This is a genomic window from Amycolatopsis speibonae (genome assembly GCF_042647925.1).
Taxonomy (GTDB): domain Bacteria; phylum Actinomycetota; class Actinomycetes; order Mycobacteriales; family Pseudonocardiaceae; genus Amycolatopsis; species Amycolatopsis speibonae.
This window is the reverse complement of sequence record NZ_JBHRWK010000160.1, coordinates 77,209-97,527: the sequence shown is the minus strand read 5'-3', so window position 1 is coordinate 97,527 and position 20,319 is coordinate 77,209. Positions and strand designations below refer to the sequence as shown.

Here is a 20,319-nt window from a genome sequence, read left to right as displayed (position 1 = left end):
GTCCGCAGGCATCTGGCACAACTGGCAAACCGGCGTGACCAGCAAACGCTCACTCATCGCCTACGACCACTAACACCAACTTCACGGAATCAATCATCTAGTGGTGGATGGTGGCGGTACCGAGCTGTGACGCTGCCAGGGCCGGCAGAAGCACGTTGTCGACCATCGCGACGGCGCTGGTTTCGTCGAGTCCCTCGTGCCGCAACGCAACACGGTGGAACGCCACCGCGGGAACGAGTGAGGCTAGGAGATCGACCGGCACCGACGGGTCGACAGCACCACGCCCGACCCAGCGCTCGATGACCACACGCAGCGCATCCGCGGCCGGGCGGCCGATCGACGCGCCCGCGGCGTCGCGTAGTTCTCTGTCCCGTGGCATTGCGGCGAGGACGTTCGCCAGCACCAGCGCGGTCCGCGCGTTCGGCGAGATGTAGTGCCGGACGCAGACGAGCAGGTCTTCGCGCAGTGACCCCTTGTCGGGAACCGCGACATCGGCCTGCAAGTTCTGCGCGGCGGCGATGACCAGCTCGGTTTTGCCGGCCCATCGCCGGTAGATCGCGGCCTTGCCGGTTCCGGCGCGTCTCGCGATCTCGTCCAGCTTCGCCGCCGCGAAGCCGTTCTCCACGACCACGTCGACCGTGGCGTCCAGGATCGCCTGCTCGAGTACGGGGTCGCGTGGCCGCCCCGCCGCTGGGGAGCTCTCAGGAACTTCAGTCGTCACCCTGGACATCTTACGGGACTGAGGAGTACCGTAAAGCTTACGAGACCCGCCAGTACCGTAACTGGCCGACCGAAGGACTACCGATGAACCTCACTTTGCGGACAACCACCGACTCGAACGTCGTCGCCGTTGTCGAACGACTGGAACTGGGCGAATCGGAGCAGATCGACTCGGCGGCCGCCCAGCCGCCCAACCGGATCCCGCGGCGGACCGACGAACAGTCCCTGGTGCTGCCCGTCGTCACCGAAAGGGTGCGGCTGTGGCGTCATCGCGAGGGATTCCGCGGTGCGGTTGTGCTCGCCAGCCGCGACCACAACCGCATCACCGTCTACAGCCAGTACGAGTCCGGCGCCGCCGCACCGCGGCTGCTGACCACCGACGACGCTCTCGGAGTCCGGGCCCGAACCCTGGACTGGCGGACCTACGACCTGGCCTGGCGCGACGGCACCGAGACCCCGACAGTCGTCTCCCCGCGGCACACGCCGGTGGTGCACTTCGGCCTGTTCACCGTCCTCGACGACCAGGCCGACGTCCTGCTCGACCGGGTCGCGGCCAGCGCGCCGGCCTCGTTGGTCACGCCGGGACTGCGTGCCATCAACTTCCACCGCAGCCACGACGGGCAACGCCTGATCAACTTCGGGACGTGGTCCACCTTCGACCGGTTCCACGTTTTGCTCGACCAGCCCGGCTTCACGACCGGCAAGAAGTACTGGGACGGGCTCGCCACTTTCGAGAACGACTACTTCGACGTCATCGACGTGGTGAGCGGTCGGTCCGAAGTGCGGGCTGCCAGCTGACTTTTCGGGGCCAGGCGAGGAAAGTCGTCGCCATGGCGGCCATTGCGAGTACGGATCCGCGACGAGCACGGGGAAGGCGAACCCCGCGTAGGCGAGACTGCAGAAGACGGCGATCGCGGTGGCGTTGTGCTCACCGCGCACAACATCCTGACTCTGATCGGGTATGCGCTCCGGCACTGCTACGCCGACGAGGACGCCGAGCCGGAGCTCGCATCGTTGGCATGGATGGCGCTCGCGCTCAACGAGCATCTCGGTACTCAGTCCGAGATCAGCGAACCGGTCCCGATCTGGGGCCGCGGATCGATGGCGAACCGAATGCACGCTGCGCGCGGAAGCCTTTTCGGCGGTCTCGGCGAAGACTGCATGAATGTCGACCTGTCCGAAGCACCGCGGACCGTCCTGGCCGACGTCGTGCCCCAGAATCCGTTGCACCTCAACGTACGCGGCGAGGGAAGCCGCCTCCGCACTCTCGACGGGCAGAACGACGAGGGGCAAAGCCACGAACCATTACGAGCAGCTGGATCAGGAAGCGCATGAGCGGATGAAGAAGCTGGAGGGTGAGATCAAGTGATCACCCCCGACCCGGGCCAGGCTGCCGCGGATCTCACCACTCTGAGCCACCCGGAGGCTGCGGACCAAAAGATCCGGGAGTACGCGGACCTGATCGGCGCGTATGGGAGCATTGGACTGCTCGATAAGTTCCGCGTGTTCGTTACCGGCGACCTGCAGAAACGCTTGAGGTCGCGGACGCGTTTGCCAAGCAGCGTAAGTTGAAGGTCGAGGCCGAGAAAGTCAATGACGCCAAGCTGTCGCTCAATGCCGCGTGGCATGGTGACGCGTTCGACCCGTACTCCATGTATTCCGGAATGGCCGTCGACAGCCTGGACAAGGGGCAGGTCTCCGTCGCGAGCCTGACCAAACGGTGAGCACGGTCGCGACGATGGTGATGTTCGCGCCGCCCAAACGAGGCAAGGAACGGACCATTCCGCTCTCGGTCGGGATGTTGGCGGAAATCGACGATCACTTGGCCCAGTTCCCGCCTGCCATAGTCACTCTTCCGTGGCGGGTGGCTGACGGCAAGCCACGCACGGTGCGATTGCTCGTTAAGGAGAGGGCAGCTGACTGTACACCGGCGACTTGTTCACGAAGGTCGTGTGGCGCGGCGCGTTCCGGAAAGCCAGGATCGAATACCGGAAGCGGGTGGACGGGATGCACGCGCTCCGGCACTGCTACGCGTCGCCTCTGCTTGCGCGGGCGGTCTCGATCAAGGAACTCGCGGAATACCTTGGGATTCGGATCCGGGCTTCACGCTGTGGACTTACACGCACCTCATGCCTTCCAGTCATTGCCCTGGCGGACTTTTCGTTGGCGCAATGGGCAGAAGCACTACTCGGGCTCCTTCAGGTTTGCGGACTTCGATGCGTCGGTGCGCCATATTGTGGCCCAGCCGGCCACCGGCACCCGGCCGTTGATGGTGGATGTCATGCCGCGGCATCGGGCGGCCACAACTCGACATGCCGATCAAAAGCCCCACCAGCCACAAAGGGTCCACACCAGCTGAATGGCTACCGGTGAGGCGCTCAGCGCTCATTGCCCGCGCGCAGCCAGGCGATGTAGTCGGCGGTCGCGCGTTCGATGTCGTAGGCGGGCTGGTAGCCAGTGTCCTGCTGGATGCGGGTGATGTCGAGGTAGCTCTGTTGGCCGGTCCCACGGGCGGGTAGCACGATCCGGGTGTCCGGGACGACCTTCTTGATCGCGGCGATTACCTCGGCGTTAGACGTCGCGCGGCCGGAGGCGACGTTATAGGTGCGATGGTTGAGCTGGTCTGCGAGCTGGAGGAGTGCGATGGCCCGGCCGCAGTCGTACACGTAGCACAGATCGATCGAGTCTTCCGCGTACGCGGGAGCGAGGAGAAGGGAGAGATCCGGCTCAGTTCCCCGGACAGCGGCATGGACGAGTGCGGGGGCGGCGAACAACAACGCGCCATGGGGGTCACCTGGTCCCCAGATGCCAGAGATGCGATAGCTGACGACATCAATACCGGTGGCGCCGGCCAGGTGGTCGCTGAGGAGCTCACCGATCTTCTTGAACGCCGGGATCGGGTGGGACGAGGTCATCGGCAGCGGCATGTCTTCACGCAGTGGGCCCTCGCTGGTCAGGCCAGCGTAGACCCCGATCGAGCTCGCGACGCCGACGCGCGACACCCCCCAGGCCCGGGCGGCCTCAAAGATGTTGAACAGACTACCGACAGCCTTCCGCGCGGCCTCAACGGGCTGCTTGGGACTGGGTGGCCAGGGCATGGACCCCGCGAGATGCACGATGCCGGTGATCTTGTGGCGTGCGCCGACATCGAGCAACGCCGTCAGATCGGCGATGTCGGCCTGCTCCACCACCACCTGTGCGCCGGCGAGACTGGCCGGCACCTCAGCGGTTCGACGCTGGACCAGCACGCAGCCCTCGCCTAGGTCGAGCAGCGCCCGTACGGTGTGAGAGCCGATAAAACCCAGCCCCCCAGTGACCAAGATCATCGCATTACTCTCCTGTCGTTCAGCTGATTACCGGTCCTGCCAACCTCGGGCCTTCATCGGGGCTGAGGCGACACTCGGCCTGAAAAGCACGGAAGTGCCTGTCCTGTGGAGAAGACTGGTGTTGCAAAGACATCAGTTGCAGCCGGACCACCCGTCGTTGGCCAGCAAGAAACCACGAAACTCGAGACGGTGCGCAGCACGCGCAGTTCACTGTATTCTCGCAGATAATCGCGCCACTCTTGAGTCGTCTTCAGTGGCGGTGGGCCCGGACACCCCACCATCCTCATGAAGATCATCCAAAGCGGTGCCTCCCCTCAAACCACCATGTCAACGTCGCGGCCAAGCCATCGTGCCATCAACGCTGCCGACATGACACAAGATCAACACAACGCTGCGCTCACGGGCAAACACTGTGCCCGAAGAACTCGCTCGACCACCCAATAGCAACAGCTGACCGAGCAGTGGAAGGTCGAGCAGCGCGCGTTCTGCGAGCGCGACCTGTCCACCGTGGACTTCGGATATCTGCGGGCGGATGGGATCCACGTCAACATCCGCTTTCGGCGTGGAGCTGACGACTGCCGCCAAGGCGGGTATGTTGTCCTTTTCGGATTGTCAACGGTTTCCCATGCGCGGGAGTTCTTTCACCGCCAGGGCTTTGAGCCGGTGTCGAGGCACTGACCGACCGGCTCGCGGAGGCGCCTGTACCGCGCGCTGGACCCCGGCGAACTGGATCACGTCGCCGCCGCCAGGCGAGCAACCTACCCCTGGTGGGTCAGCCCGACCGGCATGTGGGAATGACAAACTCAAGGAAAGACGAACGGGCTCGGTCGGCGAAGCCCGCAACCAGACCGTCCAAACGGTACTTAGGTTCGCCCCTTCGAGCAGGATTCGATGTGGTGCCGCGTGATAGGCCGATGTTGCCGGTGTCCTCGTGGTCCATCGAGATGTCGCAGCCCAGCCGAGGAGCCGGCAAACGTAGTCGGCGGCTGCCGCGAGGTCGGTCGTGATCGATTGTCCTTGCCGGTCAAGGACTTCGCGAGCCAAGGCGTCGGCCTGGCCGAGGGCACCGAAGGGCTCTAGTGGTTGGTCCGGGTCGCAGAATCCGACCAACTTAGTGGTTCTGGTCGACTGCCACGGCGAACGACACCAGGTCCGCTCGGCAGAACAAAGCCTTTCCCCTGGTGGCGACGGCCCCGATACTGGGATCATGAGATCCAGAATTGTGCTGTCCGTGCTACTCGTCGCACCGCTGCTCGTGGTCGCCGGCCCAGCGGCGCAGGCACAGCAGGACGTGCTCATTCCGCACAGCACCTCCTGGCTCGGCGAGACCATTCCACCGGAGGACGCGGCGTTCGTCGATCCCACCCAGCCACTCAACCCGCCCTACAACCACCGGTGGGTGCAGGACCGGGTGACGGCGATGTGGGCGGACCCCCTGTCCACCGACGGAATGGTCTATACCAACGCGCCACATAACGAGCTCGCCGCGGTCCAGGGTGTGTACCAGTTCGCCGACGGCCGCACCCGCCCGGTGGCGTACCTGTACCCGCAGGGCGGTAACGGAACCTCCGTGACCGGCGACGAGAAGTACCTCTACGCCGACTTCTTCGACACCATCCACACCCCGCGCACGCAGAAGGTCGTGCGCTTCGAGCGCGGCGGCGACGGGTACGGCGAGACCGTCGCCATGGCCCCGTTCGAGACCGGCGAGCCGGTGGCGTCGGACTACAAGGCAGGGCGGACGCTGACCGGCAAGCCGGGCGGGATGACCACCGGGCGCGGGTTCGTCTACGTCACCCGGCCCGTCGAGAACCTGATCTACGTCTATGAGCGCGAGAAGATGACGAAGGTCGCCACCTTCCAGGCGACCAACCCCGGTGCCATCGCCTTCGGCCACGACACCGATACCCTGTTCGCGCTCACCGACGCCCCGTCCGGCGAACGTGTCGTGCAGACCTGGTCGGTGGACGCGTCCGGTGGCCTGACGCGCCGCGAGGCGATCACCGACACCGGTGTGACGCCGGTCGCGCTCGCCGTCAACCGGAACGTGCTTCTGGTGGCGGACAACGACATCACGACGCAGCAGGTGCGCTACTACGGTGAGTGCGCCGCCTGCCCGCTGCGATACAAGCACATCTACACCCTCGGCGCCGCCGGCGGCATCGTGGCCGCGCAGGGTCGCTACGCCGACAATCGGTTCGACAGCGTGGTCGGCGTCGGCATCGACCGTGACGGCGCCGTGTACGTAGCGTCCAACGGCGGAAGTGAGTACGGCATCCTCGACATCCGGCAGTTCTCCCCGCAGCACACGCTGAACGCGGCGCTGGTCAACAACATCCGTCAGGAGAACGTTGCGATCGACCCCGAAGACCCGGAGACGGTCTACTCCGCCTACCGGCGTTACGACCTGGACTATTCGGAGAAGACGCCAGGGACGGAGTGGAGTCCGCGCCACACTCGGCTGATCGTGGACCGCGCCACCTGTACGCACGACCACCGGTTGCCGGGGCGGCCGGGACAGAGCGAGGCGTTCGCCGTGCGTAACCTCACCGACGCCAAGGGCGTCGAGCGGAAGTACCTGTACGTGCACACGCACGGCAGTTCGGCGTCCGATCTCGGGATCTACCAGGTCACCGACTCCGGCTCGCGGCCGTCGGCGTTCTTCACGGAGAACAGGCTCCCGTGGCCGGACGGCGAGCCCGCGCAACCGGGTGTCCGCAAGAGGTGGGTCGACACGGACGCTGACTGCGTGATCGACCAGGATGAGCGCAAAACGACGCCGGACCAGCATGACTGGCCGTCCTACGTGCAGGCGGTCGACAACAGGGGCTCGCTGTGGACCTACGCGGCCGGCGCCCTGAGCAGGTTCGACATCGAGTCGTTCGACGACAACGGCAACCCGCTGTACGGCAAGCCCCGCCTCCTCACCGTCCCCGGCTTGCCGGTGACCGCGATCCAGGGCATGCAGTACGACGACGCCACCGGCGCCATGTACCTGTACGGCCCGCGCAGCGCCGGGCCAAACCCGCGCTACATCCTGGCCCGCTACGACAAGTTCGGCACCGCCAATCAATCGCTCGCCTGGCAGCAGGACATGAACTACAAACCCTGTCCGACCGGCAACGGCGTCGACCTCTGCACGCCGTGGAGCATCGCGCTCGCCGGCGACCGGGTGTATGTCGCCGACGGCGCCAGGGAGCCCGGCGGCGCGTGGGGCAAGGTCCGGGTGTTCTCCACGACCGGCGGGGCACACCTCGGCTACCTGGACGCCGGACCGGAGGTCGCCAACATTGCGGGTTGGGTCGACATGACGGTCAGCGGCATCACGGCCACCAAGCTGCCCAGCGGCGAGCACGTGATCTTCCGCGAGGAGGTCGGCTTCGGCCGGACACTGATGTATCGCTACATGCCTCGTGCTGGGCGGTGAGTTCCCGGGCTGCGGTAACCCGGGCGGCCAGGGCCTCGACATCGGGAATGCGACCGTCGCCGACCAGGGTGGCCTCGCGCGTCATGCTGATGACCACCACCCGCGGTGGGGCGCCGGTCTGCATGTGGGTGAGGACGAGCGGACGTTGAGGGCTTTGAGGGCGTCGGCGTGCTGGACGACCTGGGTAACCTCGATGTCGGCGGCTTCGGCGGCGACGGCGTACAGCCAGTGCCCTGCCGCCACAGCCGCAGCGGTGGACTCGATGGCGCCGACCAGGCCCTAGATATCGGAACCTGCGGAGTGCCACTTGCAGTAACTGCTTGAGGGCGAGGTGAGGACAAAGCGCAGAAGCTTCGCCAAGATGCGACTCCGAGGACGGCGCGTCCGCCACATCGGAGCGCGCCGAGCGGCTTCGCATCCCGGTGCCGGGTGCGTCTGCAACCGATGGGTAGGTGCGGCGCACGACCGGTTCAACCGCAGGGTGGAGTGTATACGGTGCCAGGGAAGTATTGAGCCCACTGGTCCGGGGTGATGGGGGCGGGTGATGACAGACTGTGTCCAACGGAGTTTCTGCTATCTGGCGATCTTGGTCGACAACGTTCTAGCAGGACTCCGTTGCCCGTCTCAGGGGGTTGACACACCGCCTCACGTCTTAACTGCACGGCCTTGACGCTAGTCCAGACCACCGACACCGGCGTGGCTGAGTGCACGGCCGTGCAGGTTTCACTCAGGCCTTTACCTCCGACCAAGGTTCACTTCGGTGTTGTGGCCATCTTCGTCGTTCGCGAGCCACTGGCTGCACGGGAACTCCGCAGTGTCCCCGTTTTTCGTGATCACGACCCTGTCCAAGAAACAGCCTGGCTTGTGGCCGGAGTTGTCATGCTTGATGTTGATCGACTGCATGCGTCCGACGTCGATGAGGTCGAGAGTGAAGTGGTCGACCTTCCCTCGCTCGAAGTTATTCTCCGAGTTGTCGAGATCGGTCGGGCCGACGCTGCCGCTGCTGCCATGGATGGTGATAGATACATTCGCGTCCGTGCCGGCGTCGTCCCGGCCACCCGTGTAGACGGAAACGCGGTATTGAGAAGAAATACGGAAATTCCCCCGTTCGGTTGCCTTTGGCCGATTCCGGTGTTAAAGAAAGGCCCAACGTCGCGAGGGCCTTCTCGAACTCCGGTCGGACCCGGACTACTTCTCTCGCCGACCGCTGACGGAGCGACGGGATACCACAAGTCGCGGATCTCGTAACGGCCGTCGTTCCCGGGCCGAATCACGCGCGGCTGGGTTCCGCATCGCCCCAGGGGGCGTCGTAAATTTCCAGCGTGTCTCCGTGTCAGGCGGAGCGGTGCTCGGCGGTGCCGTAGAACGCTTCCAGATGGATCCCGATCCAGCGCGCGACAGCGGGGCGGCACCGCAACCCGACCTCGACGTCGTTGCCCTGGTTGTACAGGAAGGGGAACCGGGTCTGGTCCTCGATGAAACCCGATGGTATCTCGTCGGCGGGGATGATGGCGGGGAATGCCGATTTGTACGGCATCGCCACCCACACCTCGCCCTCCGGTAAAACCGGAAGAACCGCGGCGCGGCCGGAACGACAGCGCATGTTCCGTCCATAAGAGACACATCCCTTCGACGATGCGGCGCACGATCTGCGCTATGAAATGTCCAGGGACGCTCCATGAACGTCGAGATGTCAAGCCAGGTATAGGTTTTGCCTCGAACCGTGGGCGCACTGTCGCCGAATCGGGCGACTGCCCACTTGGAACATGGATCTTGCGCTCTGCGTCGAGGTGGTCGTTTGTTGTCTCGTTCCTGTGGCTTCTGTGGTGGTTGTGGTGGTGAGGTTGTCACTGGGTGGCGGAGTGTTCGAGCGCGCGTAGCGCCGCGCCTTGGTTCAGCCGAACATCCACGCCGCTGGTGAAGGATTCGGATCGCCTTGAGATAGTCGCGGATCGCGAAGGCGGGTAGTTTCAGCCAGTACTCACTCGGTTGAGGCGACGATGCCAGTAACGTTGACTGACAGCGCTGGCAAGAAGGCAACGCCGCCCGCCTCGTCCAAGGACTGCGGGACCACGGCTGCGAACGGACAGTGCGCCGGCTGCTCCAGGTCCGGCGCAGCAGCGCCAGACCGCCGCACCGACGAGGAACAAGCGAAACTCACGCGGATCCTCGAGCGCTGCCCCGTCCTGCCTGCCACGCGGGCATCGTGCTCGATGGGAAAGTTGTCGTGAGTGTAACGACCTTGTCGAGTTTTCGTGACTTTCGGTAACAGTGGGCCGAGACGGGCGACCTTATCGCCGGGAGGGTGCCCGATGCCTGACGTGAATCGCCTGCTTTTCCGGATGACTGAGGCCGGTGACGACGGTTTCTTGATCGCCGCCGCGCTTATCGATGAACGCGGCGAGATCGTCGGACAACAGCGGTGGGAAAGATCGCTGAGCCGGAAAGATCTGCCCGTAATCCCCGAACTCGGTGACGCCGGTGAAGCCGTGATCACGCAGGTCGGCGCCGAACTGGGAGCTCTGTTGACCGGTGGCGGATTGACGGTTGCCTGGGAGCAAGGGGCGGAACGGCTCATTTTCGACATCAGGGCCGGCGACCTCGCCGAGCTTCCCTGGGAGTTCCTCACCAATCCACGGGACAAATCTCTCTTCACCAGGAAAGAACAGCCCGCGCTGCGGGCACGGGTGCCGTACCGGCGGATGCTCGACGACGTGGACGTGCCGATCAACGTGCTGGTCGTCGTCGGTGACGACGAGGCAACGGAGATCGACTACCAAGGTGAGATCGAAGCGATCTACCGGGGCCTGCGCGGTGCGCCGTGCTGCTGGCACGTGGAAGCAGTCGTCAAACCGAGCGAGCAGCAGCTACGGGACAGGTTCGACGATGTCCGACCACAGGTCCTCCACTTCATCGGGCACGGACACACGACGGAGGGCGGCGCGGCGCTGCGGGTCATGGCGGACAGCGGCGAATGGGACCTGAACAACCGGTTCGTGGCCCGGGCGCTGGAAGGCAATACCGACCTGCGGCTGGTGGTCCTCAACGCTTGCCGCACCGCGACCGTCACGCCGGCGATGCGCGGGCTGGCGGACAGATTCCTCGAGGAGGCCTCGGCCGTCGTTTCCACCCAGGGCGATGTGACGTCCCGGGCGGCGATCGTGTTCACCGAACGGATGTACCACGAGCTGGCGCACGGGAAGGCGATCGACTCCGCCGTCGCGGCTGCCCGTGACGATGTTCAATTCACCCCGGAGCTGCCGGATTCGGCGTGGGGGCTCCCCGTCCTGCATGTGGCCGACGCCCCGGAAACGATTCTCCGCCACCGCAAGAAATGGCAGCTCGACGACGTGATCGTCAAATTCGGCGAGCTGGCCGAGGTCGTGAGCCTGGTCGATCGCACAGCGATCCGCCGCGCCGTGCACCGGCGCGACAGCGGGCTATTGCTGATCACCGGCAACAACAAGGTGGGCAAGAGCCTGGTACTGCGTTCCTATCTGCTGACCAAACTGGTCGGTGGGGCGCCGGCGGTCTATCTGAGCCTCCGGGCGAGCACCAGCACCGGTGATTTCGTCCGCGAGGTCATCCTGCAGGCGAAGCGCTGGCTCGATCCGTGGGCGGGAGAGATCTGCGACGACGCGCTGTCGGTGTTGTCCGGGCCGCCATCGGGGCCGGTCATGCTGGCCTTCCGGCCCGAAGACGCTTTCCAGGACATCGACCCGAACTACAAGATCTTGCAGGACTTCTTGAGAAGGCTCGCCCTCCACGCGCCGCTCGTGCTCGTCCTCGACAACCTCAGACGGGTTCTGGAGCGCGAGCCGTTGTTCCACGGCCTGTTGAAGCCGGCCGCCGTGCGGGAGCTCGGCGCGGTCCGGGTCGTGGCGGCGATGGACCCAAGCGATCTGAGTGACCTCGTTTCCGAAGACGCGTTGCGCCCGCGAGCGATCCGGGTCCAGCCGTTCCGGAGGAAAGACGCCGAGATGCTGGCCAGGGAGCTGGTGGCCAGGTTCCCTTTGGACCCGGGCGACGACGACGTCCAGGCCCGATGGCAACAGGTCCGTAGTGAGATGCTCGCCTGGGCGGAGCACATGGCGACCCAGGACGGTGAGTTCCTCCCGCTGGAGCTGCAGCAGCGCCGGGACTCGCTGCTCCAGGATGCGGGGTTGAAGTGAACCCATCTCACACGGTAGGGCGTGACCACGAGCTCGCGCTGCAGTTGTTCGGAACGTTCAATGAGGCGAACCGTGTCACTCTCGCCCGAGCCGCGCTGCCGCGGATGTTCGACGAGAAGACCTACGAAGCCGTATTGCGGGCCGATGGTGCGGCCGATCTCGACCGGCTGTACAAGCTTGGTGGCGTCGAAGTCTTGCCCGGGGGTGACGGCAAGTACCACATCCACGGCGGACTGCGTGACGTGGCCTGGGAATCGTGGTTCACCGGGGTGTCCGCTCGACAGGTACCGGCCGAGCTACGGGCGTTCGCGACGCGGCTCGCCGCGCACTGCGACCCGAACGACCAGTCGATCGACCGGCTGCGCGCGCTGCTGCTGGTCGACGAGGACCGCACGATGGAGGCGCTCACCGCCGACTTCGAAGCGTGCGTGCGGCGGATGGACCTCGCCGGCTGCCACAATCTGCTCGATATCCTGACCGATCCGCTTTTGCTGCCGTTCGTGGGGATGAAGCTGTCGGGAAGACGCAACGAACTCGGCCGTACCTTGGTCGCCCGAGAGTTGCACCGAGGTACGTTCCTCGGCACGGCCCGCTACCTGCCCCGCCCAGCGCTCGAGGCCGAACTCGCCCGGCTACTCGACCCCGGCCCGTACGCGTTGCGGCTGATCGGGTCCGGCGGCTATGGCAAGACGACGTTGCTGCGGTGGTTCATCTCGCGCAGGTGTGTGGAAGCCGGCGTTCCCTGCGCGCTGGTGGATCTCGACGCGCTCGATTCCGTGAACGCGGTCAGGTATCCGTTCCTGATCGCTTTGGAGATCGCCCACCAGCTCAACGGCCAGTTGACCGGCGCGCCGTTCGAGGAACTGCTGCGCGAGCACGGGTCGTACCGGAGATTGCTGACGAGGCAGGCCGGCGGCCTTGAGCCGGTGGGCCGCCCGGTGCTGGGGACCGAGACGTCGCAGGTCAGTGCCGAGGAGGTACGGGAACGGTTCCTCGCCGTGTTCGCCGATCTCCCACCGGACGAGCCGGTGGTGATCGTCGTGGACACGCTTGAGGAAGCCGCGCTCCAGCAGGAGGGTGACGTCGACGAGCTGGCGGACCTGCTCATAGGGCTGCGGCGTATGGAGGTGGTGCGGCTCCTCCTCTCGGGGCGGCGGACACGGACCGAGGACGGGATCCCCGGGTTCCGGCGGCTGGCCCGGTCGACCGCGACCTGCAAGGTCGACGCGTTCACGAGCGGTGAGAGCCGGAGGTATCTGGTCTCGACGCGCGGGATCGGCCGCGACGATCTGGTCTCGGCCATCATTCTTCGGGTTCACGGGGTTCCCTGGCAGTTGGCCCTTTACGCCGATGTCGTCAACCGATATCCCGCGATCTCGGTGGAAGACCTGAACCGGCTGGATCCTCGAGTGGCGTGGGCGGTCGACCGGGTGGTCGCCCGGGTCGGCGACGGTACGGTCCAGTGGCTGATCCGCTACGGCGCGATCCCGCGGGTGCTGAGCCGGGAGTTCACCGAGGAGGTGCTCCTGCCGCGAATCGCCGAATCCATGGCCGGTTCCGACCTGGATCGCCCCGAACGGGACCCGATACCGCCCGGTGCGGCCGCGGTGTTCCCGTCGGGGCTGTCCGACGTGGACTTCGACGGTCTCTGGGATCGGCTAGCCGGGTACGCGGCCGATTCTTCGTGGGTCTGGACGGCGCCGGGCGAAGCCGACGCCGTCCGATTCGAAGTGTCGGTGCAGGAAGCGATGCGCGCGCTGGTCGTGGCGCAGCCGATCCACAACGTGCTTCATCGCGAGGCCGTCCGGTACTACGAGTCCGTCGCAGAGCGGAGTTCCGACTGGCTGTCTCCGACCATCGAGGCGATCTACCACCGGTTCCGGCTCGACGGTATTCCGGCTGCCGAGCACTGGCACCGTGCCGTGGCCAGGGCCTGGGCAGCCAACCGGCCGGACTGGGTGATTCGGCTGAGCGAGGAACTGCTCGGCCGCGACTACCTCGACGATCGCGAACCGGTCGAGCTGACTCCCGGCCTGCCGGTCGTGGAGGAGGACGTGGTGGCCGTCGCGCACGCCGAGCGGGCCTGGGCCCTCGCGACCATCGCGCGAAGCCGTGACGCCTCCGGCGACCACACCTTGTGGAGCCGGGTCGAGCGCAGCATCGCCGCGGTCGCGAACCTGCCGATCGGTCCTGGTTCCCGGCACCGGCTCATCGGGGCCGAGGCGGCCTTGTCGATCGCCAGGAACCGGTCGGAGGAGGCTGTCCGGCTGCTGGAAGAATCGGATCTGCGAGGGGTCGACGCCGCGGGTCAGTCCTTGCTCGACCGCCTGCTCGCGGACGCGAGGGGCGCACTGGGGGATTTCGAGGGCCGCCGGGTGAGTCTCCTCGCCGCGCTGGACCATTCGCGGTCGCCGGAAACGACGGTCGAAGTCCTCGAACAGCTCGCGGAATACGAGCTCACCGTCGGTCACATCGGTCGTGCCGAGGCATGGCTCGAGCGGGCAACCACGGTGAGCGTGGCGCCGGTACCGGCAGGCTTGCAGCGCCTGCGGATCCGGGTCGCGCTGGCGTCGGGCAGGCCCGCGACCGCTCTGCACCTCGCCGGGGGCGAGGGGTTCGAACGGGAACGCGTCACGGCGCTCCTCGCGCTGGATCGCGCGCCCGAAGCGGTGTCACTGTGCACGGACGCCATGGCCGACATCGTCAGCCGGCGACGGCACGCCGATCTCCTGGTGCTCCGCGGACTCGCCCTGGCCGAACTGTTCGACGTGGACCGGGCACAGGACGACTTCCTGCGGGCGAGGTCGGAATACACCCAGTCGGCGGACAACGAGCGGGCGGCCATGGCCTGTGTCCGGGCCGCCGAGCTGATGCTGCGCAAGGTCGGCAATGTCCGGGAAGCCGGGCACCTGCTCAGCGAGGCCAAGGGGATGCCGCTGCAGCAGGGGGGCGCTGCATGGCGCGCCATGATGCTGCTGCGGGCGGAGCTCGACGAACGGAGGGGACTCCAGAACGCCGCGACCGCATGGATGGAGGAGGTCCTCGGCCGACTTGACGCGCGAGTACCACCGACCCAGTTCGCGGACGTCGTCTTCGCCGCGCTGCTTTCCGCCCCCGCGTTGACGGAGTCGTGGCTGCCGTCACTGGCCGAGCGGCTAACCGCGATCACGCCCGTGGCCGCCCGGCTCGCCGCTTTGGACGAGCTCGATCGCGCGCCACGAACACCGTGGGGAGCCCAGCTGGCCGGTCTGGTGCTCCACGAGCCGGCCGACGACAAGGAAGCGCGGTCCGACGAGCCGGCGGACAGGGCATGGCTCCAGTTGCGCCACGCGCACCTCCTGCGCTTCGCGGGGGAAGACGACCTCGCCGTCGAAGTCGCTTCCCTGGCGACGAGCGTGCTGGGCCGGAGCACCTTTCTCGCGCAGGTGAGGCTGCTCGAACTGGTGGCACAGAGCGGCAGGCCGGAGGCGGTGGTCGCCCTCAAACCGTTGTGGGAAACCGACTTCCCGCTGCTGAGTGCGGTGACGAAACTGGAACAGGCCGACCTCGTGTTCGACGCGACCTCGGCCGAGGGGCTGCGGCTGATCCTGGACCAGGCGAGCCGCGCGCTCGACGAGGGCACCCAGCGACCGACCCGATGGCGGTGGCGCCTCCTGGACCTGCGGCGCAGGCTCGCTTTGCGGGAGGGCGACGCGAGACTGGTGGAGCACTATCAGCGGCGCGCCGAAGCGGTGCTGGTCGACATTGGCGAGCGCGAGCAGCATCGCAGCGGCGATCTCACACCGGACAGGCATCGGGTCCGCCCGGAAGTGCGCTTGAACGTCGTGCTCGAGCCGTCCGGCGCACTGGTGATCTTCGCCGACGGCCGTGAGCTGCTGCGGGTGTCGGCTCAGCACGAGCTTGCCGCCGCCGTGCGGCAGGACGCCGACCGGCGGGCGAAGTCACATCTGGTCAAGTGGATCCGCGAAGCCATCCGCCGGTCGTCGGTGCTGGATCTCCGGCGGCCGCTGCGCCGCGCCGGCGCGGGCACAGGCCGTTTCGATCTGCGGATCTGCGCCGACCCGCCGCTCGCCCAGCTGCCGTGGGAACTGTTGACCGTCGAGGGAAGTCCCTTGCACGAACTTCCCGGACTGCGGGTGATGTATCGCGGTCAAGCCGCGTTGCGCGGTGACCAGATCCGGGTCCGGGTCCTGCAGGAAGCGTTGCGCGAGGCAGGTGGTGACTTCGACCCGGGGCCGCTGGACGGCTACCTCGGACCCGAGACGCAGCACGCGGTGACGTATCTGCAGTACCGGAGCGGGCTCACCGTGGACGGCGTCGCCGGTCCGGCGACCTGGCGGTCCCTGCGGGAGCGGTCAGTCGCCCGCCGGGCGCCCCACGTGGTGATCCTCGAACGCGAGCCGGAGACCGAGCTCTCCTCCGTTCGTGGGTACTCCACGGTCGGCGCCGACGACCTGGCGACGGTGTACGGTCGAGCGGGCTGGGACGTGGAGACGCTGCGCGGCGGCGACCTCCGGCTGCTGGACGCCACCGTGCCCCCGGGGCCCGTCGACGTTCTGCACGTCAACGCCTCGATGGACGTCAGCGGCTCCGTGCCCTTCCTGGACTTCGGCGCCACCAGGCTCGCCTGGTCGCAGGAACGTCCGGAGGACGTGGCCGTGAGCGTCCTGGACCACGCGCTCTACCAGCTGTCTTTGCGCGGTCACACACCTTTGGTGGTGCTGGACATCGCTGCAGCGCCTCGGTTCACCAGCGAGACCGTCCGACAGCTGTTGCTGCGCAACGATTTCGCGCACCACCTCATCACCTTGGGGAGGGCGCATTCGGTGCTGGCGACGGGACTGGCGACCGGTTCCCGCGCCGCCGAGGCTCAGACCGAGCTGGTGACCGCGTTGAGCAATCCGGGTAAGACTCCCGCCGACGTCGTCGAGGAGCTGCACGGGGCGTCGAGCGATCACCTGCGCAGGACGGCGCTGTTCACCGCCCTGCGCCCCGACCTGATGCCGCGGATCTCACCCGAACGGGAGAACCGCCGGTAGCGTCAGGTAGTGCCTGATCTCGTCGCGGACGCGTTCGTCGCCGAAATACGCACAGTGCGAGACCGAGGGAGCGTCGAGCGCGAACGGGGCGGGGACGACGAACTTGCCCGCGTTCGACATGCCGGTGAAGGGCACGACGAGGTCGTTCCCGTCGGCGAAGAGCGCGTCGACGATCGTGTCCAGCGCGCGCTGGGTCAGGGAGGCTCCGGCTGAGGGCCGGTAGTCCGACGTGATCGCGTGCACCGCGTCCATCCGGACTTCGGTGTCGTTGAGAGCCAGCAACTCCTCGTTGGCGGGGTCCATGGCCGCCAGACCGTCCAAACCGGACATGATCCCGACCGCGACTTGTTTCACCACTTCGAGCACGCCCGGCAAGGCGGCACCGCCGGCGGCGTCGGGGAGCAGCGAGAACAGATTGGTGAACGTGTCGACGAGGGAGCCGAGGTTGTCGGGACTCGCGAGTTTCGTTCCCGCGTTCGGTGAGGCGACCTGGACGAGCCTGCGGACGCTCACTCTGGCGGCCGCGGGGCGGCGGACCAGCTGCCGCGCGACCAGCCCGCCTCGCGAATGGGTCACGACGTCGAGGGTCAGCGTCCGGTCGTCCGGCAGTAAATCGAGGAGGCGGCCGGCGTTCTCCTCGGGGGTGGTCGTGACGGTCGGGTGATCGAACAGCAGGAGCCGTGTGCCGTAGTCCGCATGCCACCGCGCGAAGTCCGGACGCAGCCCGGCGAACGCTTCGGACGTGCTGAACGTGCCGTGGACGAAGACCAGGTACGGTCCGGTGCCCAGCCGCGCCAGCAGGTCGGCGTCCACGGTGGCTCCCGCGGTTCCGTCGGGATTGGCCAGGCGCAGCGCATGCGGTCGATGGCGGTCCTCCCACCAGCGCACACCCCACTCGGCCACCCGCCCCGCCACGTACTCGACAGGGAACCGGATCACGTGCAGCACCTTGCTGAGACCGAATCCGACGATGCCGCGGCTCGCGGAGCCGGCTCCGCCGATCTCGAAGCGGTCGCACGGGATGTCGAACCGCTGCTTGACGGCGGCCCGGCGGCCCCCGGCGGCTTCGGCACGGGGGAGGTGCCAACGGAGGTGCCCGGTCTCGCCATCGACTTCCAGGATCACCTGACCTTCGTCGGCACGGACGGGCGCACTGACCTCGAGCCGAAGATGCGGAGCCGTCACCGGGCCACGGGTCCGCGGAGCCGGGCCGCTTCGGCCCGCGCTCAGGCGAGGGAGATCGATCGTGGTGTGCAGCCGCATTCCGGAATCGTCGAGCGCGCTACCGAGGCGATCGGCGGCTCCGTCCGAGGCACCGGACCGGCGCAGGTACGTCTGCGGAGTGCCGCCGGCCGCGGCGCGCACCGCTGCGTCCGGCGCCCGTTCAGCTCGCCGGACCTCACCGCTGACGTTCACCGCGCGCATCCGGACACCGTTGCCGAGATCCACGGCGTTACCGGGGGAAAACCTCACCATGGCTGCCCTCTCCCTTCCAAGTGATGGCCAGTCGCGGGTGCCCGAAGAACACGTACGCGAACTGGGTGCTCGCGCCGTCGACGCCGCCGCAGCGTCGGCGACGGAGGAACGACGCGGGGGTCTCGTTGTCCGCGAAGACGTCGGAGTAGAAGTCGTCGGCGATCCGGGCGGCCACGGTGTCGTCGATCTTCCACAGCGGAGCGACGAGCCCGCCGATCCCGATCTTGATCAGCGCCGCCGCCATGCCGGCATAAGTGCCGAAGACCTGGCGTCCCTGCGCCACCTGGCAGGCGTTGAGGAACACAAGCCGCACGGGACTCGTTTCCACTCCACCGACGTCCTCCGGGGAGAGGTATTCTTCTCCGTCGATCATCATGAGGCCGTCTTCGTCGCCGGCGGCGTCGAAGTTGCCGTGCAGCGCGACGTGAAGCACGTCTGCCGTGACCTCGCCGCCCAGCGCGGCGAGGATTTTCTCGATGGTGGGCACCACTTCCACCGCGCCGTACTTCGCCTTCAATGACTTGCCTTCGGCCTCCGCCGCGGGTAGCGCGATGCCGTCCGGGTAGGTGCCGAAGACGATCGCCATCTTGGCGGCGTCGAACGCGGACGGCGGTGTGGGCGCACTGCGATTTCCGAGATAAGGCCAACGACCGAGGGTGGCCTGCGCGCCAAGCCAAGGCCTGTCGGGCGTCCAAGGTGTCGGGACCCGCGCCAATTCCCACGGGATGTAGGCGTCTTCGGTGACAAGCAGGACGGTTGGCGGGCCGCCTGCCGCTTGTGCCGCCATGTGGAGCGCGTCCCAGACCTGGTCGTGCACGAGTTCGCCGATGTGGCCTGCCACACCATTCAAATAGTGCTCGAGATGAGAGCGCCCCTCGCGCCGTTCGATCCCCCTGATGAATCGCTGCATCGCTTCCGCGGTCATTTCGTCGAGGTCGACCAGAAGGGCGTCCTCCGTGTCAGGGATCCGGGCGTGTGGTGAGCGGACGTGCCACAGCCAGCGACGTGCCGCCTGGTCACCGCCACGTATGAGATAGAGCTCGACATCGGCACGAGATCCGGCGGGGTCGAAAGACCAGCCGCCCGGCCGGGTACTGCCTGCAGAGTTGTCGTCTTGGTCCTTCCCGTCGCGGCCTGCAATGCGGATCTGCCGGGACGCGGTGCCGATCGGGACCCCGTCGGCGGCGAAAACGGCCGTGATCGTGCGGAGCCGCCGGAATGCCGGATCGTCATTTGCCTCCACCTGCATCGTGATGACCGGATGCGGACGTTCCGGGGCCACTTCGATTGTCACGGTCGACGAGCCACCGATCAGGGTGAATCCGTCGTGGAAAAGGGTGATGGTCAACGTGAACGCGTCGGACGCGACCCGGAAGGGGCCAGAGGTGGCGAGCGTCCGGTCGATTTCCGGGGAAAGGCCGATCCGGAGATCGAAGACGCCGCCGGGATCGACACTTTCCGGGCATTCCAAGAGCGGGTGCACGATGCGTACCGTGTCGCCGGCAGGATCTGCGCGACCAGAGCCGGTCCGCGGTCGTTCGCCGCGTTTCGGGAGGTCAGCGGGATACGCATTCTTGAAGATTTTCACCAGCGGTGGCTCGGCACCGGGAGTTCCGGGTGGAACGAGGTGAGCGTCGCCCAAGGTTTCGCCCACCGTGGAAAGCCAGCGAAGGACATTTACCCGGTGCGCAGGGTGTTCGGTGGCACGTCGTACGGCGACGAGCACGTCTCGTGGCCGGACCAGGGACAAGAGCCCGCCGGCCCATACCTGGTCGGTGCTCGTCACGATCGTGGCAGGACTCGTCAGCCGCGCCGTCACTGCTCTCGCACCGTCGTGGGTCAAGGCCGCGACGACTCGGCGCAGACGGTCGGTTCCGGTACGGCGGCTGCGGAAGGTCGCCGCCGTGTGCGGTTGCCGCGCCAGGATTTCGAGGAGCGTGGTCAGCAGATCTTCGCCGTCGGCCACCGAAAGCTCTCGCAATGGCGAGAGGTCGGCGGGAAATCCAGCGGGTTGGAGAAAGGTCGCGATGATCTCGACAACGAAAGGAAGCGGCTCGGGTGAAGCGGCAGACTGATCCGCCTGGACCTGCGGAGGAACCCGTTCGAGGGTTTCGGCCGCCCGCTCCGCGGCCGCTCGAAACAGCTCGTCGTCGCCGATC

The 20,319-nt window shown here is 66.8% G+C and carries 15 protein-coding genes; 8 read left to right on the top strand and 7 right to left on the bottom strand.

Going from position 1 to position 20,319, the window contains the following annotated elements; all coding sequences use genetic code 11:
• Nucleotides 1–97 precede the first annotated feature (97 nt).
• Nucleotides 98–721 carry a TetR/AcrR family transcriptional regulator gene (locus ACFOSH_RS43710; protein WP_378247654.1) on the bottom strand — a complete coding sequence of 208 codons (624 nt, stop codon included), beginning with the start codon at nt 719–721 and terminating at the stop codon, nt 98–100.
• 83 nt (nt 722–804) lie between these two features.
• On the opposite strand from ACFOSH_RS43710, the gene ACFOSH_RS43705 reads away from it, so the two are divergent.
• The 4 genes from ACFOSH_RS43705 to ACFOSH_RS43690 all read left to right on the top strand — a co-directional run bounded on the left by ACFOSH_RS43705 (nt 805) and on the right by ACFOSH_RS43690 (nt 2,444).
• On the top strand, nt 805–1,518 hold the full coding sequence (locus tag ACFOSH_RS43705; RefSeq protein ID WP_378247652.1) for a hypothetical protein: 714 nt from the start codon (nt 805–807) through the stop codon (nt 1,516–1,518).
• Nucleotides 1,519–1,644: 126 nt separating this feature from the next.
• Nucleotides 1,645–2,055 carry a hypothetical protein gene (locus ACFOSH_RS43700; protein WP_378247650.1) on the top strand — a complete coding sequence of 137 codons (411 nt, stop codon included), beginning with the start codon at nt 1,645–1,647 and terminating at the stop codon, nt 2,053–2,055.
• Between the two features lie 30 nt (nt 2,056–2,085).
• Nucleotides 2,086–2,292 carry a hypothetical protein gene (locus ACFOSH_RS43695; protein WP_378247648.1) on the top strand — a complete coding sequence of 69 codons (207 nt, stop codon included), beginning with the start codon at nt 2,086–2,088 and terminating at the stop codon, nt 2,290–2,292.
• A complete protein-coding gene (locus tag ACFOSH_RS43690; protein WP_378247646.1) occupies nt 2,289–2,444 on the top strand; it encodes a hypothetical protein in 156 nt (51 codons plus the stop codon). Before ACFOSH_RS43695 ends, ACFOSH_RS43690 begins: the two co-directional genes overlap by 4 nt.
• A gap of 654 nt (nt 2,445–3,098) precedes the next feature.
• Here the strand turns inward: ACFOSH_RS43690 and ACFOSH_RS43685 are convergent.
• Complete coding sequence (locus ACFOSH_RS43685; protein ID WP_378247644.1) at nt 3,099–4,046, bottom strand: NAD-dependent epimerase/dehydratase family protein; 948 nt, start codon at nt 4,044–4,046, stop codon at nt 3,099–3,101.
• Nucleotides 4,047–4,373: 327 nt separating this feature from the next.
• Nucleotides 4,374–4,631 carry a hypothetical protein gene (locus ACFOSH_RS43680; RefSeq protein ID WP_378247642.1) on the bottom strand — a complete coding sequence of 86 codons (258 nt, stop codon included), beginning with the start codon at nt 4,629–4,631 and terminating at the stop codon, nt 4,374–4,376.
• Nucleotides 4,632–5,253: 622 nt separating this feature from the next.
• Here ACFOSH_RS43680 and ACFOSH_RS43675 point away from each other — a divergent pair.
• The gene (locus ACFOSH_RS43675) at nt 5,254–7,473 is read left to right on the top strand and encodes a hypothetical protein (RefSeq protein ID WP_378247640.1); all 2,220 of its coding nucleotides are present in this window, start codon (nt 5,254–5,256) and stop codon (nt 7,471–7,473) included.
• 735 nt (nt 7,474–8,208) lie between these two features.
• Here the strand turns inward: ACFOSH_RS43675 and ACFOSH_RS43670 are convergent.
• Together ACFOSH_RS43670 and ACFOSH_RS43665 are read right to left on the bottom strand one after the other, a co-directional pair.
• Nucleotides 8,209–8,565 carry a PLAT/LH2 domain-containing protein gene (locus ACFOSH_RS43670; RefSeq protein WP_378247668.1) on the bottom strand — a complete coding sequence of 119 codons (357 nt, stop codon included), beginning with the start codon at nt 8,563–8,565 and terminating at the stop codon, nt 8,209–8,211.
• Between the two features lie 241 nt (nt 8,566–8,806).
• Nucleotides 8,807–9,010 (bottom strand): hypothetical protein, encoded by a 204-nt coding sequence (locus tag ACFOSH_RS43665; protein WP_378247638.1) that lies wholly within the window; start codon nt 9,008–9,010, stop codon nt 8,807–8,809.
• Between the two features lie 718 nt (nt 9,011–9,728).
• On the opposite strand from ACFOSH_RS43665, the gene ACFOSH_RS43660 reads away from it, so the two are divergent.
• Nucleotides 9,729–11,645 (top strand): CHAT domain-containing protein, encoded by a 1,917-nt coding sequence (locus tag ACFOSH_RS43660; RefSeq protein ID WP_378247636.1) that lies wholly within the window; start codon nt 9,729–9,731, stop codon nt 11,643–11,645.
• On the top strand, nt 11,642–16,684 hold the full coding sequence (locus ACFOSH_RS43655) for a peptidoglycan-binding protein (RefSeq protein ID WP_378247634.1): 5,043 nt from the start codon (nt 11,642–11,644) through the stop codon (nt 16,682–16,684). The genes ACFOSH_RS43660 and ACFOSH_RS43655 overlap by 4 nt, the downstream gene beginning before the upstream one ends.
• Here ACFOSH_RS43655 and ACFOSH_RS43650 read toward each other — a convergent pair.
• Both ACFOSH_RS43650 and ACFOSH_RS43645 read right to left on the bottom strand, forming a co-directional pair.
• The gene (locus ACFOSH_RS43650) at nt 16,658–18,160 is read right to left on the bottom strand and encodes an esterase/lipase family protein (RefSeq protein WP_378247632.1); all 1,503 of its coding nucleotides are present in this window, start codon (nt 18,158–18,160) and stop codon (nt 16,658–16,660) included. The two genes, ACFOSH_RS43655 and ACFOSH_RS43650, sit on opposite strands and share 27 nt — an antisense overlap.
• On the bottom strand, nt 18,138–19,886 hold the full coding sequence (locus tag ACFOSH_RS43645) for a CHAT domain-containing protein (RefSeq protein WP_378247630.1): 1,749 nt from the start codon (nt 19,884–19,886) through the stop codon (nt 18,138–18,140). Before ACFOSH_RS43645 ends, ACFOSH_RS43650 begins: the two co-directional genes overlap by 23 nt.
• Before the next feature lie 180 nt (nt 19,887–20,066).
• Here ACFOSH_RS43645 and ACFOSH_RS43640 point away from each other — a divergent pair, with 180 nt between their 5' ends.
• Nucleotides 20,067–20,222 carry a hypothetical protein gene (locus ACFOSH_RS43640; RefSeq protein ID WP_378247628.1) on the top strand — a complete coding sequence of 52 codons (156 nt, stop codon included), beginning with the start codon at nt 20,067–20,069 and terminating at the stop codon, nt 20,220–20,222.
• Nucleotides 20,223–20,319 lie beyond the last annotated feature (97 nt).

Coding starts and splice junctions, on each gene's coding strand:
- ACFOSH_RS43705 (WP_378247652.1), top strand. CDS start 805: ATGAACCTCACTTTGCGGACAACCACCGACTCGAACGTCGTCGCCGTT.
- ACFOSH_RS43685 (WP_378247644.1), bottom strand. CDS start 4,046: ATGATCTTGGTCACTGGGGGGCTGGGTTTTATCGGCTCTCACACCGTA.
- ACFOSH_RS43675 (WP_378247640.1), top strand. CDS start 5,254: ATGAGATCCAGAATTGTGCTGTCCGTGCTACTCGTCGCACCGCTGCTC.
- ACFOSH_RS43665 (WP_378247638.1), bottom strand. CDS start 9,010: ATGCCGTACAAATCGGCATTCCCCGCCATCATCCCCGCCGACGAGATA.
- ACFOSH_RS43650 (WP_378247632.1), bottom strand. CDS start 18,160: ATGGTGAGGTTTTCCCCCGGTAACGCCGTGGATCTCGGCAACGGTGTC.